The sequence below is a fragment of the Actinoplanes sp. NPDC049265 genome (genome assembly GCF_043197135.1).
Taxonomy (GTDB): domain Bacteria; phylum Actinomycetota; class Actinomycetes; order Mycobacteriales; family Micromonosporaceae; genus Actinoplanes.
Map to the genome: position 1 here is coordinate 18757 of NZ_JBICSP010000002.1, position 17673 is coordinate 36429.

Annotated in this window: 13 protein-coding genes; 10 read left to right on the forward strand and 3 right to left on the reverse strand. The window is 71.4% G+C overall.

All coding sequences use genetic code 11. The features are described 5' to 3' along the window. Positions 1 to 47 precede the first annotated feature (47 nt). Both ACGFIO_RS05895 and ACGFIO_RS05900 read left to right on the forward strand, forming a co-directional pair. Positions 48 to 3029, forward strand: coding sequence for a discoidin domain-containing protein (locus ACGFIO_RS05895; RefSeq protein WP_392822634.1), 2982 nt, complete (start codon positions 48 to 50; stop codon positions 3027 to 3029). A gap of 59 nt (positions 3030 to 3088) precedes the next feature. Further along, positions 3089 to 3517: a GNAT family N-acetyltransferase gene (locus ACGFIO_RS05900; RefSeq protein ID WP_392822635.1), complete on the forward strand. Its 429-nt coding sequence runs from the start codon at positions 3089 to 3091 to the stop codon at positions 3515 to 3517. On the opposite strand, the gene ACGFIO_RS05905 is transcribed toward ACGFIO_RS05900, so the two are convergent. Then, positions 3514 to 3801: a hypothetical protein gene (locus ACGFIO_RS05905; RefSeq protein WP_392822637.1), complete on the reverse strand. Its 288-nt coding sequence runs from the start codon at positions 3799 to 3801 to the stop codon at positions 3514 to 3516. The genes ACGFIO_RS05900 and ACGFIO_RS05905 overlap by 4 nt on opposite strands. 67 nt (positions 3802 to 3868) lie before the next feature. Between ACGFIO_RS05905 and ACGFIO_RS05910 the strand changes: the two genes are divergently transcribed. After that, positions 3869 to 4417: an RNA polymerase sigma factor gene (locus ACGFIO_RS05910; protein ID WP_392824329.1), complete on the forward strand. Its 549-nt coding sequence runs from the start codon at positions 3869 to 3871 to the stop codon at positions 4415 to 4417. Further along, the gene (locus ACGFIO_RS05915) at positions 4407 to 5639 is read left to right on the forward strand and encodes a CU044_5270 family protein (RefSeq protein ID WP_392822640.1); all 1233 of its coding nucleotides are present in this window, start codon (positions 4407 to 4409) and stop codon (positions 5637 to 5639) included. The genes ACGFIO_RS05910 and ACGFIO_RS05915 overlap by 11 nt, the downstream gene beginning before the upstream one ends. 145 nt (positions 5640 to 5784) lie before the next feature. Here the strand turns inward: ACGFIO_RS05915 and ACGFIO_RS05920 are convergent, their stop codons facing one another. Next, positions 5785 to 8013: a discoidin domain-containing protein gene (locus ACGFIO_RS05920; protein WP_392822643.1), complete on the reverse strand. Its 2229-nt coding sequence runs from the start codon at positions 8011 to 8013 to the stop codon at positions 5785 to 5787. Between the two features lie 126 nt (positions 8014 to 8139). Between ACGFIO_RS05920 and ACGFIO_RS05925 the strand changes: the two genes are divergently transcribed. After that, positions 8140 to 8799: a DUF305 domain-containing protein gene (locus ACGFIO_RS05925; RefSeq protein WP_392822645.1), complete on the forward strand. Its 660-nt coding sequence runs from the start codon at positions 8140 to 8142 to the stop codon at positions 8797 to 8799. Positions 8800 to 8815: 16 nt separating this feature from the next. Here the strand turns inward: ACGFIO_RS05925 and ACGFIO_RS05930 are convergent, their stop codons facing one another. Further along, complete coding sequence (locus tag ACGFIO_RS05930; protein ID WP_392822646.1) at positions 8816 to 10207, reverse strand: DUF1996 domain-containing protein; 1392 nt, start codon at positions 10205 to 10207, stop codon at positions 8816 to 8818. Positions 10208 to 10359: 152 nt separating this feature from the next. On the opposite strand from ACGFIO_RS05930, the gene ACGFIO_RS05935 reads away from it, so the two are divergent. From ACGFIO_RS05935 to ACGFIO_RS05955, 5 genes are all read left to right on the forward strand, one after another. Continuing rightward, positions 10360 to 11418: a LacI family DNA-binding transcriptional regulator gene (locus ACGFIO_RS05935; protein WP_392822649.1), complete on the forward strand. Its 1059-nt coding sequence runs from the start codon at positions 10360 to 10362 to the stop codon at positions 11416 to 11418. A gap of 152 nt (positions 11419 to 11570) precedes the next feature. Beyond that, positions 11571 to 14243 (forward strand): P-loop NTPase fold protein, encoded by a 2673-nt coding sequence (locus ACGFIO_RS05940; protein WP_392822651.1) that lies wholly within the window; start codon positions 11571 to 11573, stop codon positions 14241 to 14243. A 25-nt stretch (positions 14244 to 14268) separates the two neighbouring features. Then, positions 14269 to 15213 (forward strand): GlxA family transcriptional regulator, encoded by a 945-nt coding sequence (locus ACGFIO_RS05945; RefSeq protein WP_392822653.1) that lies wholly within the window; start codon positions 14269 to 14271, stop codon positions 15211 to 15213. 78 nt (positions 15214 to 15291) lie between these two features. Beyond that, positions 15292 to 16293: a type I glyceraldehyde-3-phosphate dehydrogenase gene (gene gap / locus ACGFIO_RS05950; RefSeq protein ID WP_392822656.1), complete on the forward strand. Its 1002-nt coding sequence runs from the start codon at positions 15292 to 15294 to the stop codon at positions 16291 to 16293. A gap of 162 nt (positions 16294 to 16455) precedes the next feature. Further along, complete coding sequence (locus ACGFIO_RS05955; RefSeq protein ID WP_392822659.1) at positions 16456 to 17541, forward strand: calcium:proton antiporter; 1086 nt, start codon at positions 16456 to 16458, stop codon at positions 17539 to 17541. The last annotated feature ends 132 nt before the right edge of the window (positions 17542 to 17673 follow it).

Genomic DNA, 17673 nt, shown 5'->3' on the forward strand with positions numbered 1-17673 from the left:
CGGCCATCATGGAGAGCGCTTTCCCCGAGCGCTGCGAAGGAGTACCCATGCATCCCCGCCGCCCAAAATTCCTCGAGCGAAGTCTCATCCTCATCGTGCTGGCCGCGTGGCTGGGCATCCCCAGCCCGGCCCAGGCCGCCGACACCCTCCTGTCCCAGGGCAAACCCGCCACCGCCTCGTCGATCGAGGGCAACGACGTCGTCGCGGGCAACGCCGTGGACGGGAACACCGCGACCCGGTGGTCGAGCCAGTTCGGCGATCCACAGTGGTTGCAGGTCGACCTGGGCGCCGCCGCGACGATCACCCAGGTCGTGCTGCGCTGGGAAACCGCGTACGGAAAGGCGTACCAGATCCAGACCAGCACCGACGGCAACGTCTGGACCACCGTCTCGACCCAGACCGCCGGCGCCGGCGGCACCGAGACCCTGACCGTCAGCGGCAGCGGGCGGTACGTGCGGATGTACGGGACAGCGCGCGGCACCGGCTACGGCTACTCGCTGTGGGAGTTCCAGGTCTACGGCTCGACCGGCGGAACCACCCCGCCGCCGGACCCGGAACCGGGCTGGACCAACGTCTGGCAGGACACGTTCGACGGCCCGGCCGGCAGCCCGTCCGCGGGCAACTGGCTGGCCCGGACCGGCACCCAGTACCCGGGCGGCGCCGCCAACTGGGGCACCGGCTCGGTCGAGACGGCCAGCGACTCCACCGCCAACGTGGCCCTGGACGGCGCGGGCAAGCTGAACATCACCGCGCTGCGGGACGGATCCGGGCGCTGGACGTCGGGGCGCATCGAGACGCAGCGGGCCGACTTCACGCCGCAGCGGGGCGAGCAGCTCAGGTTCGCGGCCGTGCTCAAGCAGCCGAACGTGGGCAACGGGCTGGGCTACTGGCCGGGATTCCGGGCGACCGGGGCGGCGTACCGCGGGAACTTCAACAACTGGCCGGGCGTCGGCGAGACGGACATCATGGTCGACGTCAACGGGCGCGGTCAGTTGGCCCAGACGCTGCACTGCGGCACCGCTCCGGACGGGCCGTGCGCCGAGTACAACGGGCGGTCCAGCGGGCTGGCCTCGTGCACCGGCTGCGCCACCGGCTACCACGAGTTCGCGCAGGTGATCGACCGGACCAGGACCGACGAGGAGGTCCGGTTCTACCTGGACGGCAAGCAGACCTGGGTCGTGCGTGAGTCGCAGGTCGGCGTCACGGCGTGGACGGCGGCCGTCCAGCACGGCTTCTACCTGCGACTGGACCTGGCCATCGGCGGGTCGCTGCCGAACGCGATCGCCGGGCGGACCACGCCGGCGGCCGAGACGACCAGTGGCGGCGTGCTCAGCATCGACTCGGTCACCGTGTCCAAGGCGACCGGGACGACGCCGGCGGCGATGACCGATCCGGCCACACCGGGCGGGCCGAGCACGGTGCGGGTCACCGGGTCCCAGGGCAACTGGCAGCTGCAGGTCAACGGTTCACCCTACGAGATCAAGGGGATCACGTACGGGCCACCGCAGGCCGCCGCCGACGGCTACACGCGGGACCTGAGGAACATGGGCGTCAACACGATCCGCACGTGGGGCGTCGACGACGCCAACACGCCGACGCTGCTCGACCGGGCGGCGCAGCAGGGCATCAAGGTGATCGTCGGGCACTGGCTCAATCAGGGCGCCGACTATGTCAACGACACCGCGTACAAGAACGCGGCCAAGGCCGAGATCGTCAACCGGGTCAACGCGCTCAAGAACCGGCAGGGCGTCCTCATGTGGGACGTCGGCAACGAGGTCATCCTGACCATGCAGGACCACGGGCTACCGGCCGACCAGGTCGAGGCGCGCCGGGTGGCGTACGCGAAGTTCGTCGACGAGATCGCGGTGGCCATCCACGCCGCCGACCCCAACCACCCGGTGACCTCGACCGACGCGTACACCCAGGCCTGGACCTACTACAAGCAGTACTCTCCTGCCCTCGACCTGCTCGCGGTGAATTCCTACGGCGCGGTCGACACGATCAAGCGGGACTGGATCGCCGGCGGCTACACCAAGCCGTACGTGTTGACCGAGGGCGGCCCCGACGGCGAATGGGAGGTGCCCAACGACGCCAACGGGGTGCCCAACGAGCCGACCGACCCGCAGAAACGGCAGGGCTACACGGACAGCTGGAACGCGATCAAGGGGCATCCGGGGGTGGCGCTGGGCGCGACCGAATTCCACTACGGGCTGGAGAACGACTTCGGCGGCGTCTGGCTCAACACCACCACCGGGGGATGGCGGCGACTCGGCTACCACGCGTTGCGGCAGGCCTACACCGGACAGGCCGCACCGAACACCCCGCCGGAGATCACCACGATGACGGTCAGCTCACCCACCGCGGTCCCGGCCGGTGGCACGTTCACCGTCGGAGTCACCGCGTCCGATCCGCAGGGTGACCTGATCCGCTACAACCTGATGGCCAGCGACAAACACATCACCGGCGCCACGGGCCTGAAGAACCTGTCGTTCACCCAGAACGGCAACAGCTTCACGGTACGGGCGCCCGACCAGCTCGGCGTCTGGAAGGTGTACGTGTACGCGTTCGACGGCCAGGGCAACGTCGGCATCGAGCAGCGGTCGTTCCGGGTCGTCCCGCCGACCGTGCCCGGCACCAACCTGTCCCGCGGCAAGCCGGTGACCGCGTCGTCGTACCAGCCCACCGGCACCAACGGGCCGCAGCTGCCGGCGTACGCGGTGGACGGCGACTACGGCACCCGGTGGGCGTCGGAGTGGCTGGACACCGCGTGGGTCCAGGTCGACCTGGGCTCGGTGCAGTCGTTCAACCACGTGCAACTGGCGTGGGAGGCGGCGTACGCGACGGCGTACCAGATCCAGACCTCGAACGATGGCACCACCTGGACCACCGCCTATTCGACGGCCGGCGGCGACGGCGGCTTCGACTCGCTCAACATCAACGGATCCGGGCGGTACGTGCGAATGAACGGCACCACCCGCGCCACCACGTACGGCTACTCGCTCTGGGAGTTCGGCGTCTACCGCAGCTGATCCACCCGATGTGGCACCCGGCGTCCACCACGGAAGCCGGGTGCCACTTGAATGACCAGATGCTTTCGGTACGCCGAGATGACGGCCTCCTGCTGACCGACGACCGGGCCGCGATCGACCTGGACCGCGTCCACCACTGGCTCGCCTCCGACACGTGGTGGGCCGCGGAACGCACCCTCGGCCAGATGCGCGGCATCGTCGAGCAGTCCCGCCCGTACGGCGTCTACTCCCCCACAGCCGGCCAGGTGGCGTTCACGCGGGTGGTGACCGACGGCCTGACCTTCGCCTACCTCGCCGACGTGTACGTCGACCGGGCCGCCCGCGGCCATGGCGTCGGCACCTGGATGACCCAGCAGGTCTGCGCCCACCTCGACGCCCAGCGGATCCGCACGGTCGTGCTGGCCACCACCGACGCCCACGACGTGTACGCCCGGGCCGGCTACGAGGACGTCCCGCCCCGCCGCTGGATGTGGCGCACCGGTCTCTAGCGAACCGCGGCGCGCGGTTCGCCGTCGGCCGGGATGCTGCGAATCTCGTAGGTTCCGGCCGAGCTGACCAGCACCGCGGTCGGATGCGGACCGGTCGCGGCATAGGCCGGCGCGTCCGGGAAGATGGACCGCTCGACGTTGCCGGCCGCCGCGAAGCCACCCACGTTGTCCGGGATGCCGGCCGTCGGCGGTCCGGCACTGCGCACGATCAGGACGGCCGCCAGACCGAGAACGACCACGGCGGTGACGGTCCATGGCCGGGCCCGGCGAAAGGCGGCAGACATGACCTCAGTGTCGTCCGGCCGTGCGAGCGTGAACACCGCGTCCGGCTGCGACCAAGAACCAGACGTGATGACAGTGAGCGAGGCGCCGGCCGGGACCGACGCCGACATCGGGCTGCTCTTCGAGCGGCACGCCGACGAGTTGCACCGCTATCTGGCCCGGCGGGTCGGTGCGGCCGCCGACGACCTGGTCGGCGACACGTTCGTGGCGGCGCTGCGGGGAACGTTCGACGCCGGGCGGGGCTCGGCGCGGGCGTGGCTCTACGGGATCGCCACCAACCTGGCCAACAACCATGTGCGGCGGCGCGGCCGAGAGGACGTCGCCACGTCCCGGCTGGCCGCTGTGGATCATGCGGACAGTCATGAGAGCCGGGTCGTCGACCGGGTCGACGCGCAGGTGCGGGCGGCCCAGCTGCGGGTGGCGATCGCCGGCCTGCCCGCCGCCGACCGGGACGTGCTGCTGCTGAGCAGCTGGGCCGGCCTGACCCAGCAGGAGATCGCCGAGGCGCTGGGGGTGCCGGCCGGGACGGTCCGGTCGCGGCTTCATCGGGTACGCCACCAGCTGCGCTCGGTCGCGCCGACGGTGGCCGTGGAGGGAGATGACGACAATGTGGACTGACAGCGAACTGGATCAGGCACTCGCTTCGCAGCCGGCCGGTCCCACCTTCTCGCCGGAGGCCCGGGCGCGGGCGCTGGCCCGCCTGAACGCGGAACGCACGGGGGCCGCGGTGAGCCCGGCGAGCGTGATGGACGCGCCGGGTGCGATGGACGCGCCGGGTGCGATGGACGCGCCGGGTGCGATGGACGCGCCGGGTGCGATGGACGCGCCGGCACCCGTCGCGAAACGCGCCGGGAGAGGGAGAATTTTCGCTCCCGCGGGACTGGCACGAGTGACGCGGCGAGCGCATGCGGGGCGGCCGGCGAGAGCGGGGCGGCGGGCGTGGGTGATGGCGGCGGTCGCCTCGGTTGTCGTTCTCGGCGGGGCCGGGTTCGCCGTCGTCGGGGGGCGGACACCGGCGGCCAGTGCGGCGGCGGTCGTTCAGCTCGACCGGGCCGCGGCGGCCGCCGGTGGCGGTCCCACGGCGCCGGGGCAGTATTTCTACACCGAGACGCATCAGTGGGCACTGAGCGCCGCTCAGACACGAACCGGGAAAAACCTGGCTCAACTGCAGGAGACGATGTACCAGTCGTGGGTTCCGCACGACCGGTCCCAGGACTGGGTGCGTGTCACCACTGTCACCGGGCAGACCCGCTGGCTGGTCGGAGACGACGCGCTGGTGCGGCGGGAAGGTGACGGCGGGCTGCTCTCCCGGCCGGGGCGGACCCGGGAGGCCGGACCGTGCGGCGACTACCCGAGCTGGAACGGTGAGCTGGGCGAGACCGGGCCACGGCCGCCGTGCGACGAGCGGACGGGCGACTGGTACCAGCCGGCGCCCCGCTTCCTGGCCGGGCTGCCGACCGACCCGGAGCGGCTCTACCAGCGGCTGCGGGACGACAACAACGGCTCGCCGGCGGATGTGCTGCCGATGGCCGCCGGTGTGCTGACCGCTGACGTGCCGGCGGCCACCCGTGCGCTGGTCTACCGTGCGCTGACCCAGGTGCCGGGGCTGGACGTCACGTCGGACGCGGTCAACCTGGACGGGCGGCACGGGGTGGCGCTGGGCCTGGCCCAGGGCGGCACACGGCAGGAGCTCGTCATCGATCCCGGCTCGGGCCGGCTGATCGGCCAGCGGCTCGTCCTCACCGCGCCGGGTACCGACATGTGGGCCGGTCTCCCCGCCGGCACGGTGGCCGAGTACTCCGCGGTCGCCACCAGCGTCGTGAACGTGGTCCCCCGCTGAACCCCTGGTGGTAGGCCAGAGCGCTATCCGCATCGCGGATAGCGCTCCTGGCTACCACTGGTTTTGGGGGCGCGACCACTCGCGCACGTGGAGCGGAGCGACCTCGGCGGGAGCAGCGGTCCGCACCACCCACCCCGCTACGACATCATGGTCCTGTTGTGAGGTATTGGGTTTCGGCGCCGCGAACCGCCGGGCTTCCCTTGTCGTTGATGATGCGGTTGATGGTGCCTTGGCCGCCCAGCGACACCGTGACCATGTCGGTGAACCTGATGCCGGGCTTGACCGGCGCCTCGAAGGCCCGTTCGCCGACCACCGACTGGTCCTGCGTGAACACGCAGTAGCTGCCCAGCCCCCACGCCTGGTGGTCGTTGACCGAGTCGGCCACCTTGTAGGCCGCGTAGCCGCGGGTCGCGCCGTTCATCCACGCCGCCTGGTTGGGCATCTCGTACGGCATCTCGTTCTGGTAGAAGTACGTGCGGCCGCGCTCGCCGTTCCAGGTGGTCTGGTATTTCTGGAAGTGCTCGACGAACAGGCCGTACATGCTCACGTCGTCGCCGTTGACGACCAGGCCCTGGTCTGCGGTGTTGACGTTCCAGCCGACGCCGTCGCCGTGGTCGGCCCGCCACAGCCACATGTGGTCGCCGATCACGTCGTCGCTGTTGACGATCAGCGTGTTGGTGGCCTTGCCGACGCCGGGGCCGCCGATCCGGAAGAAGACGTCGTGCAGGGACGTCGGGTTGGCACTGTGGTCGGTGCTGGCACCGGGTGCGCCCACCTCCATGAGGGACTGCGAGTTGGTGGCGCCGGCGTCGAACATGATGCCGGCCACCTTCACGCCGTCCACGTCGGCGATCTTCAGCGGGGTGACGCCGTTGTCGGCGAAGAACGTGGCCAGGCCCAGGCCCAGGATCACGGTGTTCGGCCGGGTGACGTTGATGGTCTGGTTGACGTGGTGGGTGCCCGGCGTGACGAGCAGGTGCTTGCCCGCGGCCAGCGCGTTGTTGATGGTCGCCGCGCTCGTGCCGGGCCGGACGATGAAGAAGTCGGCCAGCGAGATCGAGGTGCCGGCGGGTGTCTTGTTGTACCAGCTGGTGCCGGTGCTGTTCTGCCGCAGGGCCGGGACGAACACCCGGTACTCACCGTTGGCGAAGTAGAGGAACGGCTTCTCGCGTACCACCGGGGTGGTGTTGACGACCGTGTGGGACGGGTTCGGGAAGTGCGGCGGCGGGGCGCCCTGCACGCCCTGGAAGACCATGTTCCAGACCGAGCCGCTCCAGCTGCCGAACTCGCTGTTGCGGGAATACCACTGCTGCTGCGAGCCGGAGACGACCGCACCGTCCACCTTGGTGTCGGCCATCAGGCCGCCCGACGACCAGCCGTCGCCGCCGTTCCAGAGCTGGATCTGGTTCTGCGCGCCCTTCAGGTGCATGCGGCGGTACGGCGCGGCCTGGGAGACCGCGTACCGCTCGACGGTGGTTCCGGCCGGGAGTGTGACCGACAAATTTTCCGCCGTACGCCAGAAGTTCTGCGTGGCATTGCCGTTCATCCAGGCCGCCTCGACCCGCACGTGGCCGTTCAGGTTGACGTCGTCCGGGGACATCCCGAGGCCGGCCACCTGCTCGAAGAAGCCCAGGTTGACGTCGGCGGTGTAGCTGCCCGGCTTGAACAGCACGGCGTAACGCTCGGGGCCGAACTGGTTGCGCTCCTGGGCGGTGAACAGCTGGTTGAGCCGGTTCTGGATGGTGGCCGTGGGCGTCGACGGGTCGTAGACGTCGACGTTCGGGCCGAAGTTGGGGTTACGCGGGTCGGTCGGCTCGACCGGGTCACCGCTGCCGGGCGGCGGTTCGCTCGGGCCGCCGTCGCCGCTGAAGGCACGTAGTTCCCACAGCGAGTAGCCGTAGCCGGTGGCCCTGGCGGTGCCGTAGAGGCGCAGGTAGCGGCCGGTCCCGGTGACGCTCAGGCTCTGCGTGCCGCCGGTGCCGGTGGTCGTCGAGTAGATGTTCGTCCAGCTGGTGCCGTTGGCGCTGGTCTGGATCTGAAAGCTCTTGCCGTACGCGGACTCCCACTGCAGGTCGACCTGGCAGAGCGTGACCGTGCTGCCCAGGTCGACCTGGATCCACTGCGGGTCGGCGAACGCGCTGGCCCAGCGGGTGCCGGTGTTGCCGTCCACGGCCAGCCCGGCCGCGTAGCCGGCGCCCTCGGCCGAGCTGGAGGTGGCCGGTTTGTTCAGGGCCACGTTGGTGGTGCCGCAGGCGGCGGCCTGGGCGGTGGCCACGCCGGCCACGGCCATGCCGAGCACGGTGGTGAGGCCGGTTGCGGCGGCGATGAGGATGCGACGGGTACGGCGGGTACGCCGTCTGATGTCCGGTGTCATGGTCCTGCCTGTCAAGGGGATGTGGGGCGACCCGGCCCGCCGGGGAAACGGGCCGGGTCGCGTGGGGACGGAAGGGGATATCGATAGGAAAGCGCTCTCCTAGATGGGGCGATTGTTTCCTCCACGTTGCGGGCCGTCAATACGTTCCCGGTTCCGGAAATGGTTCCGGAACTTATTCACGCATTGACACGTTCGACGGAAAGAGCCGAGACTTCCGGTGTGTACCGCCATCCCCTCGCCCCCGCCCTGGCCCTGCTGATGACCGCCGGACTGTGCGCATGCGACCGCTCCGCACCGCCCGCACCGACACCCGCCCCGACCGCGGCGGCCGCCGCGGCGAGCTTCGGCGGCACCGACCGGGCCTGGATCGAAATCAACATCGCGATGAACGAGGAGCTCACCCCGCTGCTCGCCCTGACCACCGCACAGAGCCGTGACAACGCCGTAAAAGCACTGTCGGCGCAGGTCAACGAGCTGCACCTCCGTGAGCTGACCGATCTGCGGCAGCTGCACGACGCGGCCGGGCTGCCCGCCGAGAACCCGCACGAGGGCATGCCGATGCCGGGCATGGTGACACCCGACATCGTCCGCCAGGCCGCCGCGGCCGAGGGGCCGGCCTTCGACCGGATCCTCCGCGAACAGGTGAGAGCGCATCTCGATCAGGGCGTGAAGCTGGCGAAGAGCGAGACCACGGCCGGGGTGGAACCGCGTACCAAAGCACTCGCGGAGCGAATGATCAGCGATCGCGAAACCCTTTTGCCGAAGTTCCCCCCGGCCGTGAAATAACCACTCCGAATTTCTGTTATCGGGGCAGCTCGTAATTCTCGTTGAGCGCCGCGCCCCGGTCCGGCTTGTAGAGGTCGAAGCCGCGCGGGTCACACTGGAGACCACCGTTGATGCAGTGGGTGACCAGGGCGGCCAGGGTCGGCGCGTCCCACACGTTGTAGAAGTCGTAGTGGAACGAGTAGCCGCGGCCGCTGGACAGCCGGACGTTGGACATGTTGCCGCTGACCGGGAAGGCCATCTTGAACTCGATCATCGGCACGGCCACCGGGTGACTGTTCGGGCAGACCCCGAGCGTCGGGTACGCCATGTGGCTCTTGTGGTCCGGCGTGTCCAGGTGGATGCCGTCCCAGCAACTCGGCGCCTGCATGCGGATGTTCAGCTGGGTGCCGGCCGGGCAGTTGGCCGGGAAGTCCCAGTTGAACGAGCTGTCACCGCACTCCCAGCCCTCGACCGCGCCCGGGGCGTTGTGGAACTCGTCCTGCGTGGCGCTCGGGCTGCCGACCACGTACCGCAGCCCCGGCGGGGACGGGCGCACGCTGCGGTAGTCGATCACGCCGGACTTGTAGTAGATGACCTGCCGGCCGCTCGGCTGCACGGCGGTGTCGCCGTTGAGCAGCGTCGGCATCCAGTAACCGGTCTTGTCGCCCGGGGTGATGCACGACGTGCCGCCGGCCTGGAGGCTGCCCAGGGTGGAGTTCGCGTTGGTCGAGTTGTTGCCCATGAACGTGTGCGAGTGTGAGGCGCCCGGCAGGCCCGGGAACACGATCGGGTCGTCGGGCAGGTTCGACCGGCTGACCGAGCAGTTCATCTGGAACTCGTGGTGGGTGGTCGGCGGGTTGGTCGGCGGCGGGACCGCGGTGGACGGGACGACGCCGGTGACCGGCGGGTTCGCGTACACGTAGCCGTCGCCGCCGGGCGGGGGCGTGCTGCTGGTGCCGTACACCTGGAACTCGTAGAGCGAATAGCCGTAGCCGGTGCCGCGCTGGGTGCCGTAGACCCGGACGTAGCGGCCGCTGCCGGTGACCGCGAGCGACTGGTTGCCGCCGGTCGCCGTGGTCGTCGAGTAGACGGTGGCCCAGTTGTTGCCGTCGGCGCTGGTCTGGATCTGGAAGGCTTTGGCGTACGCGGCCTCCCAGCGCAGGTCGACCCGGCTGATCGTGGCCGTCGCGCCGAGGTCGACGCGCAGCCACTGCGGATCGGTCCAGGCGCTGCCCCAGCGGGTGTCGTTGCGCCCGTCCACCGCCGCGGCGGCCGGGGCGCCGCCGTTCTCGGTCGACGAGGCGAGCGTGGGCCGGCCCTGCGACAGCAGCGTGTCGGCCGCCTGCGCCTGCGGTGCGTTGACGACCAGCGCGCCACCGAGTGCGACAGTCGCACAGGTGACCAGCAGGCGTCTTCTTCTGGTTCGCATGAGATCTCCAAGGGGATCAACAGGGGTGATTGGAGAGCGCTTTCCGAAGTGTTACGCCGAGGTTGCCGAACGGTCAAGCTCCGGGCGCTTTTGTCCGTTTCCCCGAGACTCGGGGGAGAGCGCTCTCCGAGGGCTGTGCTATAACTCCCCTCATGACCGCCACGAGGGGACGCATCCCGGTCGGCGAACGCCTGCCGACCCTGGAGGACGTTGCCCGCGTCGCCGGCGTCTCCCGCGCCACCGCGTCCCGGGTCATCAACGGCATCCGCAACGTCGACCGGCAGCTGCACGAGCAGGTGTGGAACGCCGTCGGCGCCACCGGCTACGTGCCCAACCGGCTGGCCCGGTCCCTGGTCACCCGGCGCACCGGGACGATCGCGCTGGTGGTGTCCGATTCGGAGGCCCACGACGACGACCCGTTCATGGGCCGCTTCTTCGCCGACCCCTACTTCGGCCGGGTCGTCGGTGGGCTGATGAGCGTGCTCCGTCAGGCCGGCGTGCAACTCGCTCTGCAGATCGTGGGTACGCCCGACCAACGCACCCGCCTGGTCGGCGACCTGCGCCACGGCCAGGCCGACGGCGCCGTCGTGCTGTCACTGCCCGCGCACGACCCGCTCCCCCGCATGCTCACCGACGCCACAGTCCCCGCCGTGCTCATCGGCCGCCCGCCCTCACCGGTTCCCATCGACTACGTCGACCTGGCCAACGACACCGGCGCCGCCCTCGCCGCCGACCACCTGATCGCCCGCGGCGCCCGCCAGATCGCCATGATCTCCGGTCCACTCGACGTGCCGGCCAGCAGCGACCGCGTCGACGGCTTCCGCCGCGCCATGGCCCGCCACGGCCACGGCTGGGTCCCGATCGTCCACGGCAACTTCACCCGCGAGTCCGGCGAGGAGGCGATGCGCTCCCTGCTGGCCTCCACCCCCACCATCGACGGCGTCTTCGCCGCCAACGACCTGATGGCCCTCGGCGCCCAGACCGCACTACGCGCCGCCGGCCGCACCGTCCCCACCGACGTCCGCGTCGTAGGCTTCGACGACAGCAGCGCCGCCACCGCGGCCAGCCCCGCCCTGACGACCATCCGCCACCCTCTGGAAGACATGGCGGCCGAGGGCGCCCGCCTCCTCCTGGCCCGAGTCGAAGACCGCACCATGCGCGTGTCCTCGGTAATCTACGAGCCCACCCTGATAATCCGCGACTCCGCCTGACCCCCGTGCCGCCCTCAACCTGGTGTTGGGCGGGGGTGCGCGGGGGCGGGAAGATGAGCGGCGTGGGGAGTGCCTGGTGGGTTGATGATCCGATTGAGTCGGAGGGGGGCGAGAGCCTGGGTCGGCTGCCGTTTGTGCGGCGGGCCTCGGCCATGCTGGATGAGATCGGCGCGCACGCGAGCAGCACCGTGGTCGCGCTGGTTGGGCCTTGGGGTAGCGGCAAGACCAGCACGGTCAACCTGATTTTGGACTCGCTCCGCGCGGAACGGTGGGGTGTCGCGCGGCTCAACCCGTGGGCGCTGGGGTCGGCTGAGGCGATCGTCGCCGAGTTGCTGGCGGCGATCGGGGAGGCGTTGCCGGGTAAGGCCGTCCGGGCCAGAGAGCGGCTGGCCACGTACGCCGAGGTTGCGGCGCCCTGGCTGGCGCTCATTCCGATGGCGGGGGAGGCGGCCAGTTCGGCGGGCGAGATGCTGGCCCGGCGATTGCGGGGGGACGGCACCGTGCAGACACGGTTCGAGCAGCTGAGCAGCGAGCTGAGCAAGCTCACCCGCTCGGTGCTGATCTTTGTCGACGACGTCGACCGGCTGCAGCCTGACGAGTTGCTGGCCTTGTTCCGGGCGGTGCGGGTGCTCGGGCGGCTGCCGCACGTCCACTACTTCATCGCGTACGACCAGCGGACGCTGCTCGACCTGCTGACCGCGACACCGCTGGCGGGCGGGCGGGAGACGCGGGCCCTGGCGTTCCTGGAAAAGATCGTGACGCTCCGGGTGGACCAGCCGTTGATCCGGGCCGAGCAGTCCGCGCTGCTGTTCAACCGCCGCCTCACCGAGTTGCTCGCCGACCTCGGCGCGAGCCTGGGAGACGAGGAACGCCGGCGGGTTTCCGACGAGTGGGAGCTGCTGCTGGCGGCCGATCTGGCCGAGCCGCGGAGCATCAACCGGTTTCTGGCCCAGCTGCGCGTCTATCTTCCGCTGGTCGGGCGGGACGAGGTCGACCTGGCCGACTTCGTGGTGATCACGCATCTGCGGTCGGCGCATCCGGAGCTCTACAACGCGCTGCTGGCCGACCGGGCGGTGCTGGCGGCGCCGGCCGGTGAGGGCGACGAGACCCGGGCGGCGGCGTGGCGGGAGCGGCGCCGGGTCGCGGGGTCCGACCGGCTGTACGCGGCGGTCGGGCGGATGTTCCCGGCGCTGCGTGCCGACGGGCCGGGCGAGCCGCGCCGCCGCGGGATCGGCCATCCGGACTATGTGGACCGGTACTTCACGTTCATGCCGGCCGACGCCGACGTGACCGACGCCGAACTGCTGGTGGCGCTGCGCGAGTGGGCCGGCGGTGGCATGCCGGGCCGGCACCTGGTCGCCGCCCTGACGCCCGACCGGGACGACCGGCATGAGTGCGAGCGTTCCGCGGGGGTGATCCGCCGCCTCGACGCCGTGCACGACCAGCTCACCTCGGCCGAGGCGGCCACCCTGGTCGGGGGCGTCGTCCCCTACCTGCCGCTGCCGGCGGGTCCCGGTCTGATCCTCGGCGGCCCGGACGCGGCCGTGGCCCGGTGGCTGTCGCATCTGATCCTGATGGCCGAGGCGATCGACCCGGAGCAGGTCACCGCGGTCGCCGCCGGGCGTGGGATCGCCGCGCTGGTCGGCCTGCTGAGGGCGGCGCCCCGGGGCAGCGCGATGGCCGAGGCGGCGGCGGACGCGGGGTGGCGGCTGTTCCGGGAGCATGTCGCGGCGGGGGACGCGGCGCCGGACGCGCCCGCCGAGTCGTTGTTCGCGCTGATCGACGACCTGGCCGGTGCGGCGCGGACGAACCGGCGGCTGCGCCGGGCCGTTGACGACGGGCTGTCCGTCCCGGACCTGGGCGCGCGGCTGGTCGAGATCGGTGTCGAGCCGGGGTCGGGGCGGCCGGTGATCCTCGACTTCGGACCGGAGGCGCTGATCAACCGGCTCGGCCGGGTCCGGGTCCGGGCCGGCGGCGACGTGGGCGGGCCGCTGGATCGAACCGACACGTCGTGGGCGAGCCGTCGGCGGCACGTGCTGGCGGCGCTGCGGGCCGGGCGCGAGCCGATGACCGTGCCCGCGTTGCCGGCGGAGGCGGCGCCGATGCTGCGGGACCACTCGGTGCTCGCGCTGGACACGCCGTCGTCGCCGGAGCTGGCGGTCGGGGTGACCGTGCTGACGCCGGCGCTGGCCGAGGAGCCACGGGTCGGTGGCGCGCCGGCCGGGCCGCCGGGGGACGACGTGGTTCTGCGGGCCATGGAGAACAGTGCGATCGCCGAGTGGCTCCGGTCGCGGGCCGGCGGGGACCGGCCGGGGTGGCGGATCACCGAGGCCGACGGCCGGACCCGGACCCGGGTCGCGGCCGACCTGGGCCCGGCCGGGTCGGGGAGGCCGCCGATCCGGGCCGGGGCCCAGATCCGGAGCGGCCTCGACCATCTGGTGCCGTTCGTCGTCGCCGACTTCCAGGTTGGGCTGTGGGCCGCGCTCTCCCTCGACGAGCTGGTCACGTTGATCGAGGCGATGCTGCGTGGGGCCCGGGAGGCGGCCGTCGCCATCTACCAGGAGCTGCCGGCCCGATCGCCCGACGCCGGCCTGGCCATGCGGCTCGAGGTGACCGCCGAGCGTGGCCTGGACGCGGTCGTCGACCTGGCGGGGCTGGAGCGCGCCGACCCGGCGGAGCGGACGGTCCGGCGGCTGGCGCACGGGATGGCGGGGCCGGCGCGCACGCCGGAAGGGGCGGGGGCGGACGCGGAACTGGCGGTGGCGTTCACGGCCGAGTTGCTGCGGCGTTCGGGCTACCGGGGGTACGAGAGCCGGCTGCGCTGACCGGCCGCCCGCGTAGCCTGCAGCAATGAACCATCGCGTGGCCGTGCTCGTGCTCGACGGGGCGAAACCGCTGGACGTCGGGATCCCCGCGCAGGTGTTCGCCAACCGGCCGACCATGCCGTACGAGGTACGTGTGTGCGGCGCCGCGCCCGGCCCGGTGACCGGCGGCGACGGCCTGGCCTACCTGGTCGCCGACGGGCTGGAGGCGGTCGAGCGGGCCGACACGGTGTTCGTCCCGGGCTACCGGCAGCCGGCCACCACCGAGCCGCCGGCCGCCGTGGTCGAGGCGTTGCGCGCGGCCCAGGCCCGGGGCGCCCGGCTGGCGGCCATCTCGACCGGCGCGTTCGCGCTGGCGGCGACCGGTCTGCTCGACGGCAAGCGGGCCACCACCCACTGGCACTACACGCGGGCGCTGGCCGAGAAGTTCCCGCACGTGCGGGTGGACGAGAACGTCCTCTTCGTCGACGAGGGCGACGTGCTGACCTCGGCCGGCGCGGCGTCCGGACTCGATCTCTGCCTGCATCTGGTACGCCGGGACCACGGCGTCGGCCTGTCCAACATCGTCGCGCGGCGGCTGGTCGCGGCGCCGTACCGCAGTGGCGGGCAGGCCCAGTACGTACCCCGCAGTGTTCCGGAACCGCTCGGGGACGTCTTCGCCGAGACCCGCGAGTGGGCCCTGGCCCGGCTGGGTGAGCCGCTGACCCTGGAGGCGCTGGCCCGCAACGCCCAGGTGTCGGCGCGCACGTTCTCGCGGCGGTTCGTCGAGGACACCGGCTACACGCCGATGCAGTGGGTGCTGCGCGCCCGCGTCGACCTGGCCCGCGAGCTGCTGGAGCTGACCGATCTGGGGGTCGAGCAGATCGCGGCCCGGGTCGGTCTGGGCTCGGCGGCGAACCTGCGGCTGCACTTCCAGCGCATTCTCGGCACGTCGCCGACCGAGTACCGGCACACCTTCGCCGAGACAAGTTGATCATCATGGCGAGATCCTTGCGTACGGTGGCTTTCAAGCCACTGTCGCTCCGGCGGGGCGGACGCCGACGATGAACGCATGACGAGAATCGGCATCAACGGCTTCGGCCGCATCGGACGCAACACCCTGCGGGCCTCGCTCACCCGGGACAGCAAGCTCGAAGTGGTCGGCATCAACGACCTCAGCCCGCCGGGTACGCTCGCCCATCTGCTCAAATACGACAGCACCCTGGGCCGCCTGGCCCGGCCCGTCGCCGTCGAGGACGACCACCTGGTCGTCGACGGCACCCGGATCCGGGTCACCTCCGAGAAGGATCCGGCCCGGCTGCCCTGGGCCGAGCTCGGCGCCGATATCGTGCTCGAGTCCACCGGCCGCTTCACCAAGGCCGACGCCGCCCGGGCCCACCTGACCGCGGGCGCCCGGCGGGTCCTGGTCAGCGCCCCGTCCGACGGCGCCGACGTGACACTGGCCTACGGGGTCAACACCGGCGCGTACGACCCGGACCGGCACGTGATCGTCTCCAACGCCTCCTGCACGACCAACGCGCTGGCCCCGCTGGCCTCGGTGCTGGACGACGTGGCGGTCATCGAGCACGGCTTCATGACCACCGTCCACGCGTACACCCAGGAGCAGAACCTGCAGGACGGCCCGCACCGCGACCTGCGCCGGGCCCGCGCCGCCGCGGTGAACATCGCGCCCACCACGACCGGCGCGGCCAAGGCCATCGGCAAGGTCCTGCCCCGCCTGGACGGCAAGCTCTCCGGCGACTCGATCCGCGTCCCGGTCCCGGTCGGCTCCCTGGTCGAGCTGAACACCACTGTCGGCCGGGCGGTCAGCCGCGACGAACTGCTCACCGCCTACCACGTGGCCGCGGCCGGCGCCCTGGAAGGCATCCTCGAGTACTCCGACGAACCGCTCGTCTCCAGCGACATCACCGGCAACCCGGCCTCGGCCGTCTTCGACGCCGCCCTGACCCGGGTCGAGGGCCGGCACGTCAAGGTGGTCGCCTGGTACGACAACGAGTGGGGTTTCGCCAACCGGGTCATCGACACCCTGGAACTGATGGCCGGGATCAGATGAACGGCCGGCCGACCGGCTGACCCAGGCCCCGGCGGCCCGGGATCGTCCGCTGGGCCGGGGACAAGTTTGGCGGCCCCCGCGGCGGCCATGCCGTCGCGGGGGGCGATCGTGCCGGCCCCGCGAAGCCGGGAGGGGCCGCTGAGAGTCTGGCAATCTTGGTGGATGGTCGCCAAAGTCAAATGGACCGTTTCGGTCCCCGTCCTGGCCATCGCCGCCCTGATCCTGACCTGGGGACGCGACCTGCCACCGCCGGTCGTGGTCGTCGTCGGTCTGTTCCTGGCCGGCTCGGTCCTGGCCGCCGTCCACCACGCCGAGGTGGTGGCCCACAAGGTCGGCGAACCGTACGGTTCCCTGGTCCTCGCCGTGGCCGTCACCATCATCGAGGTCGCCCTGATCGTCACCCTCATGATCAGCGGTGGCGAGAAGACGCAGTCCCTGGCCCGGGACACCGTCTTCGCCGCGGTCATGATCACCTGCAATGGCATCCTGGGCCTGTCCCTGCTGGTCGGGGCCCTGCGCCGCCGCATCGCGGTCTTCAACCCCGAGGGAACCGGTGGCGCCCTGGCCGCCGTGGCCACCATCGCCACCCTCAGCCTGGTCCTGCCCACCTTCACCACGAGCCGTCCCGGCCCCGAGTTCTCCCCCGCCCAGCTCGGCTTCGCCGCCGTGGCGTCCCTGGGCCTCTACCTGTTGTTCGTCATGGTCCAGACCCGCCGCCACCGCGACTATTTTCTTCCCATCACCACCGCCGGCAAGGTCATCGACGAGGAGGAGCACCTCGACCCGCCCACCGGCCGGGCCGCCGGTCTCAGCCTCGGCGTCCTGCTCGTGGCCCTGATCGCCGTGGTCGGCCTGGCCAAGGGCGTCTCGCCGTCCATCGAGGCCGGCGTGGCCGGCGCGGGCCTGCCCCAGTCGGTCGTCGGCGTGGTGATCGCCCTGCTGGTCCTGCTGCCCGAGACCATCGCGGCCGTCCGTGCGGCGGCCCGCGACCGCATGCAGACCAGCCTCAACCTGGCTCTCGGATCGGCCATGGCCAGCATCGGCCTGACCATCCCGGCGATCGCCATCGCCATGATCTGGCTGAGCGGCCCGCTCGTGCTGGGCCTGGGCGGCACGCAGATCGTCCTGCTGGTCCTGACCATGCTGGTCGGCACGCTGACGGTCGTTCCCGGCCGCGCCAACGTCCTTCAGGGCGGCATCCATCTGGGACTGCTGGCCGTCTTCCTCTTCCTTGCCGCGAGCCCGTAGCGTTTTCCCCGAGGGCATCCTTCCGTCAACGTCAAGGGCAAGTTCAAGAGCTTCCTTGGCCCGCGTCCGCCGGGGTACGGACCGTATGCTCCCGCGGGCACCGGGCGAGGGGCCCACCTGACGGTGCCCCTC

Bases quoted from the DNA above. Each gene is read 5' to 3' on its own strand.
- ACGFIO_RS05895 (WP_392822634.1), top strand. From the start codon at position 48: ATGCATCCCCGCCGCCCAAAATTCCTCGAGCGAAGTCTCATCCTCATC.
- ACGFIO_RS05900 (WP_392822635.1), top strand. From the start codon at position 3,089: ATGCTTTCGGTACGCCGAGATGACGGCCTCCTGCTGACCGACGACCGG.
- ACGFIO_RS05905 (WP_392822637.1), bottom strand. From the start codon at position 3,801: ATGTCTGCCGCCTTTCGCCGGGCCCGGCCATGGACCGTCACCGCCGTG.
- ACGFIO_RS05910 (WP_392824329.1), top strand. From the start codon at position 3,869: ATGACAGTGAGCGAGGCGCCGGCCGGGACCGACGCCGACATCGGGCTG.
- ACGFIO_RS05915 (WP_392822640.1), top strand. From the start codon at position 4,407: ATGTGGACTGACAGCGAACTGGATCAGGCACTCGCTTCGCAGCCGGCC.
- ACGFIO_RS05920 (WP_392822643.1), bottom strand. From the start codon at position 8,013: ATGACACCGGACATCAGACGGCGTACCCGCCGTACCCGTCGCATCCTC.
- ACGFIO_RS05930 (WP_392822646.1), bottom strand. From the start codon at position 10,207: ATGCGAACCAGAAGAAGACGCCTGCTGGTCACCTGTGCGACTGTCGCA.
- ACGFIO_RS05935 (WP_392822649.1), top strand. From the start codon at position 10,360: ATGACCGCCACGAGGGGACGCATCCCGGTCGGCGAACGCCTGCCGACC.
- ACGFIO_RS05940 (WP_392822651.1), top strand. From the start codon at position 11,571: ATGCTGGATGAGATCGGCGCGCACGCGAGCAGCACCGTGGTCGCGCTG.
- ACGFIO_RS05945 (WP_392822653.1), top strand. From the start codon at position 14,269: ATGAACCATCGCGTGGCCGTGCTCGTGCTCGACGGGGCGAAACCGCTG.
- gap (WP_392822656.1), top strand. From the start codon at position 15,292: ATGACGAGAATCGGCATCAACGGCTTCGGCCGCATCGGACGCAACACC.
- ACGFIO_RS05955 (WP_392822659.1), top strand. From the start codon at position 16,456: ATGGTCGCCAAAGTCAAATGGACCGTTTCGGTCCCCGTCCTGGCCATC.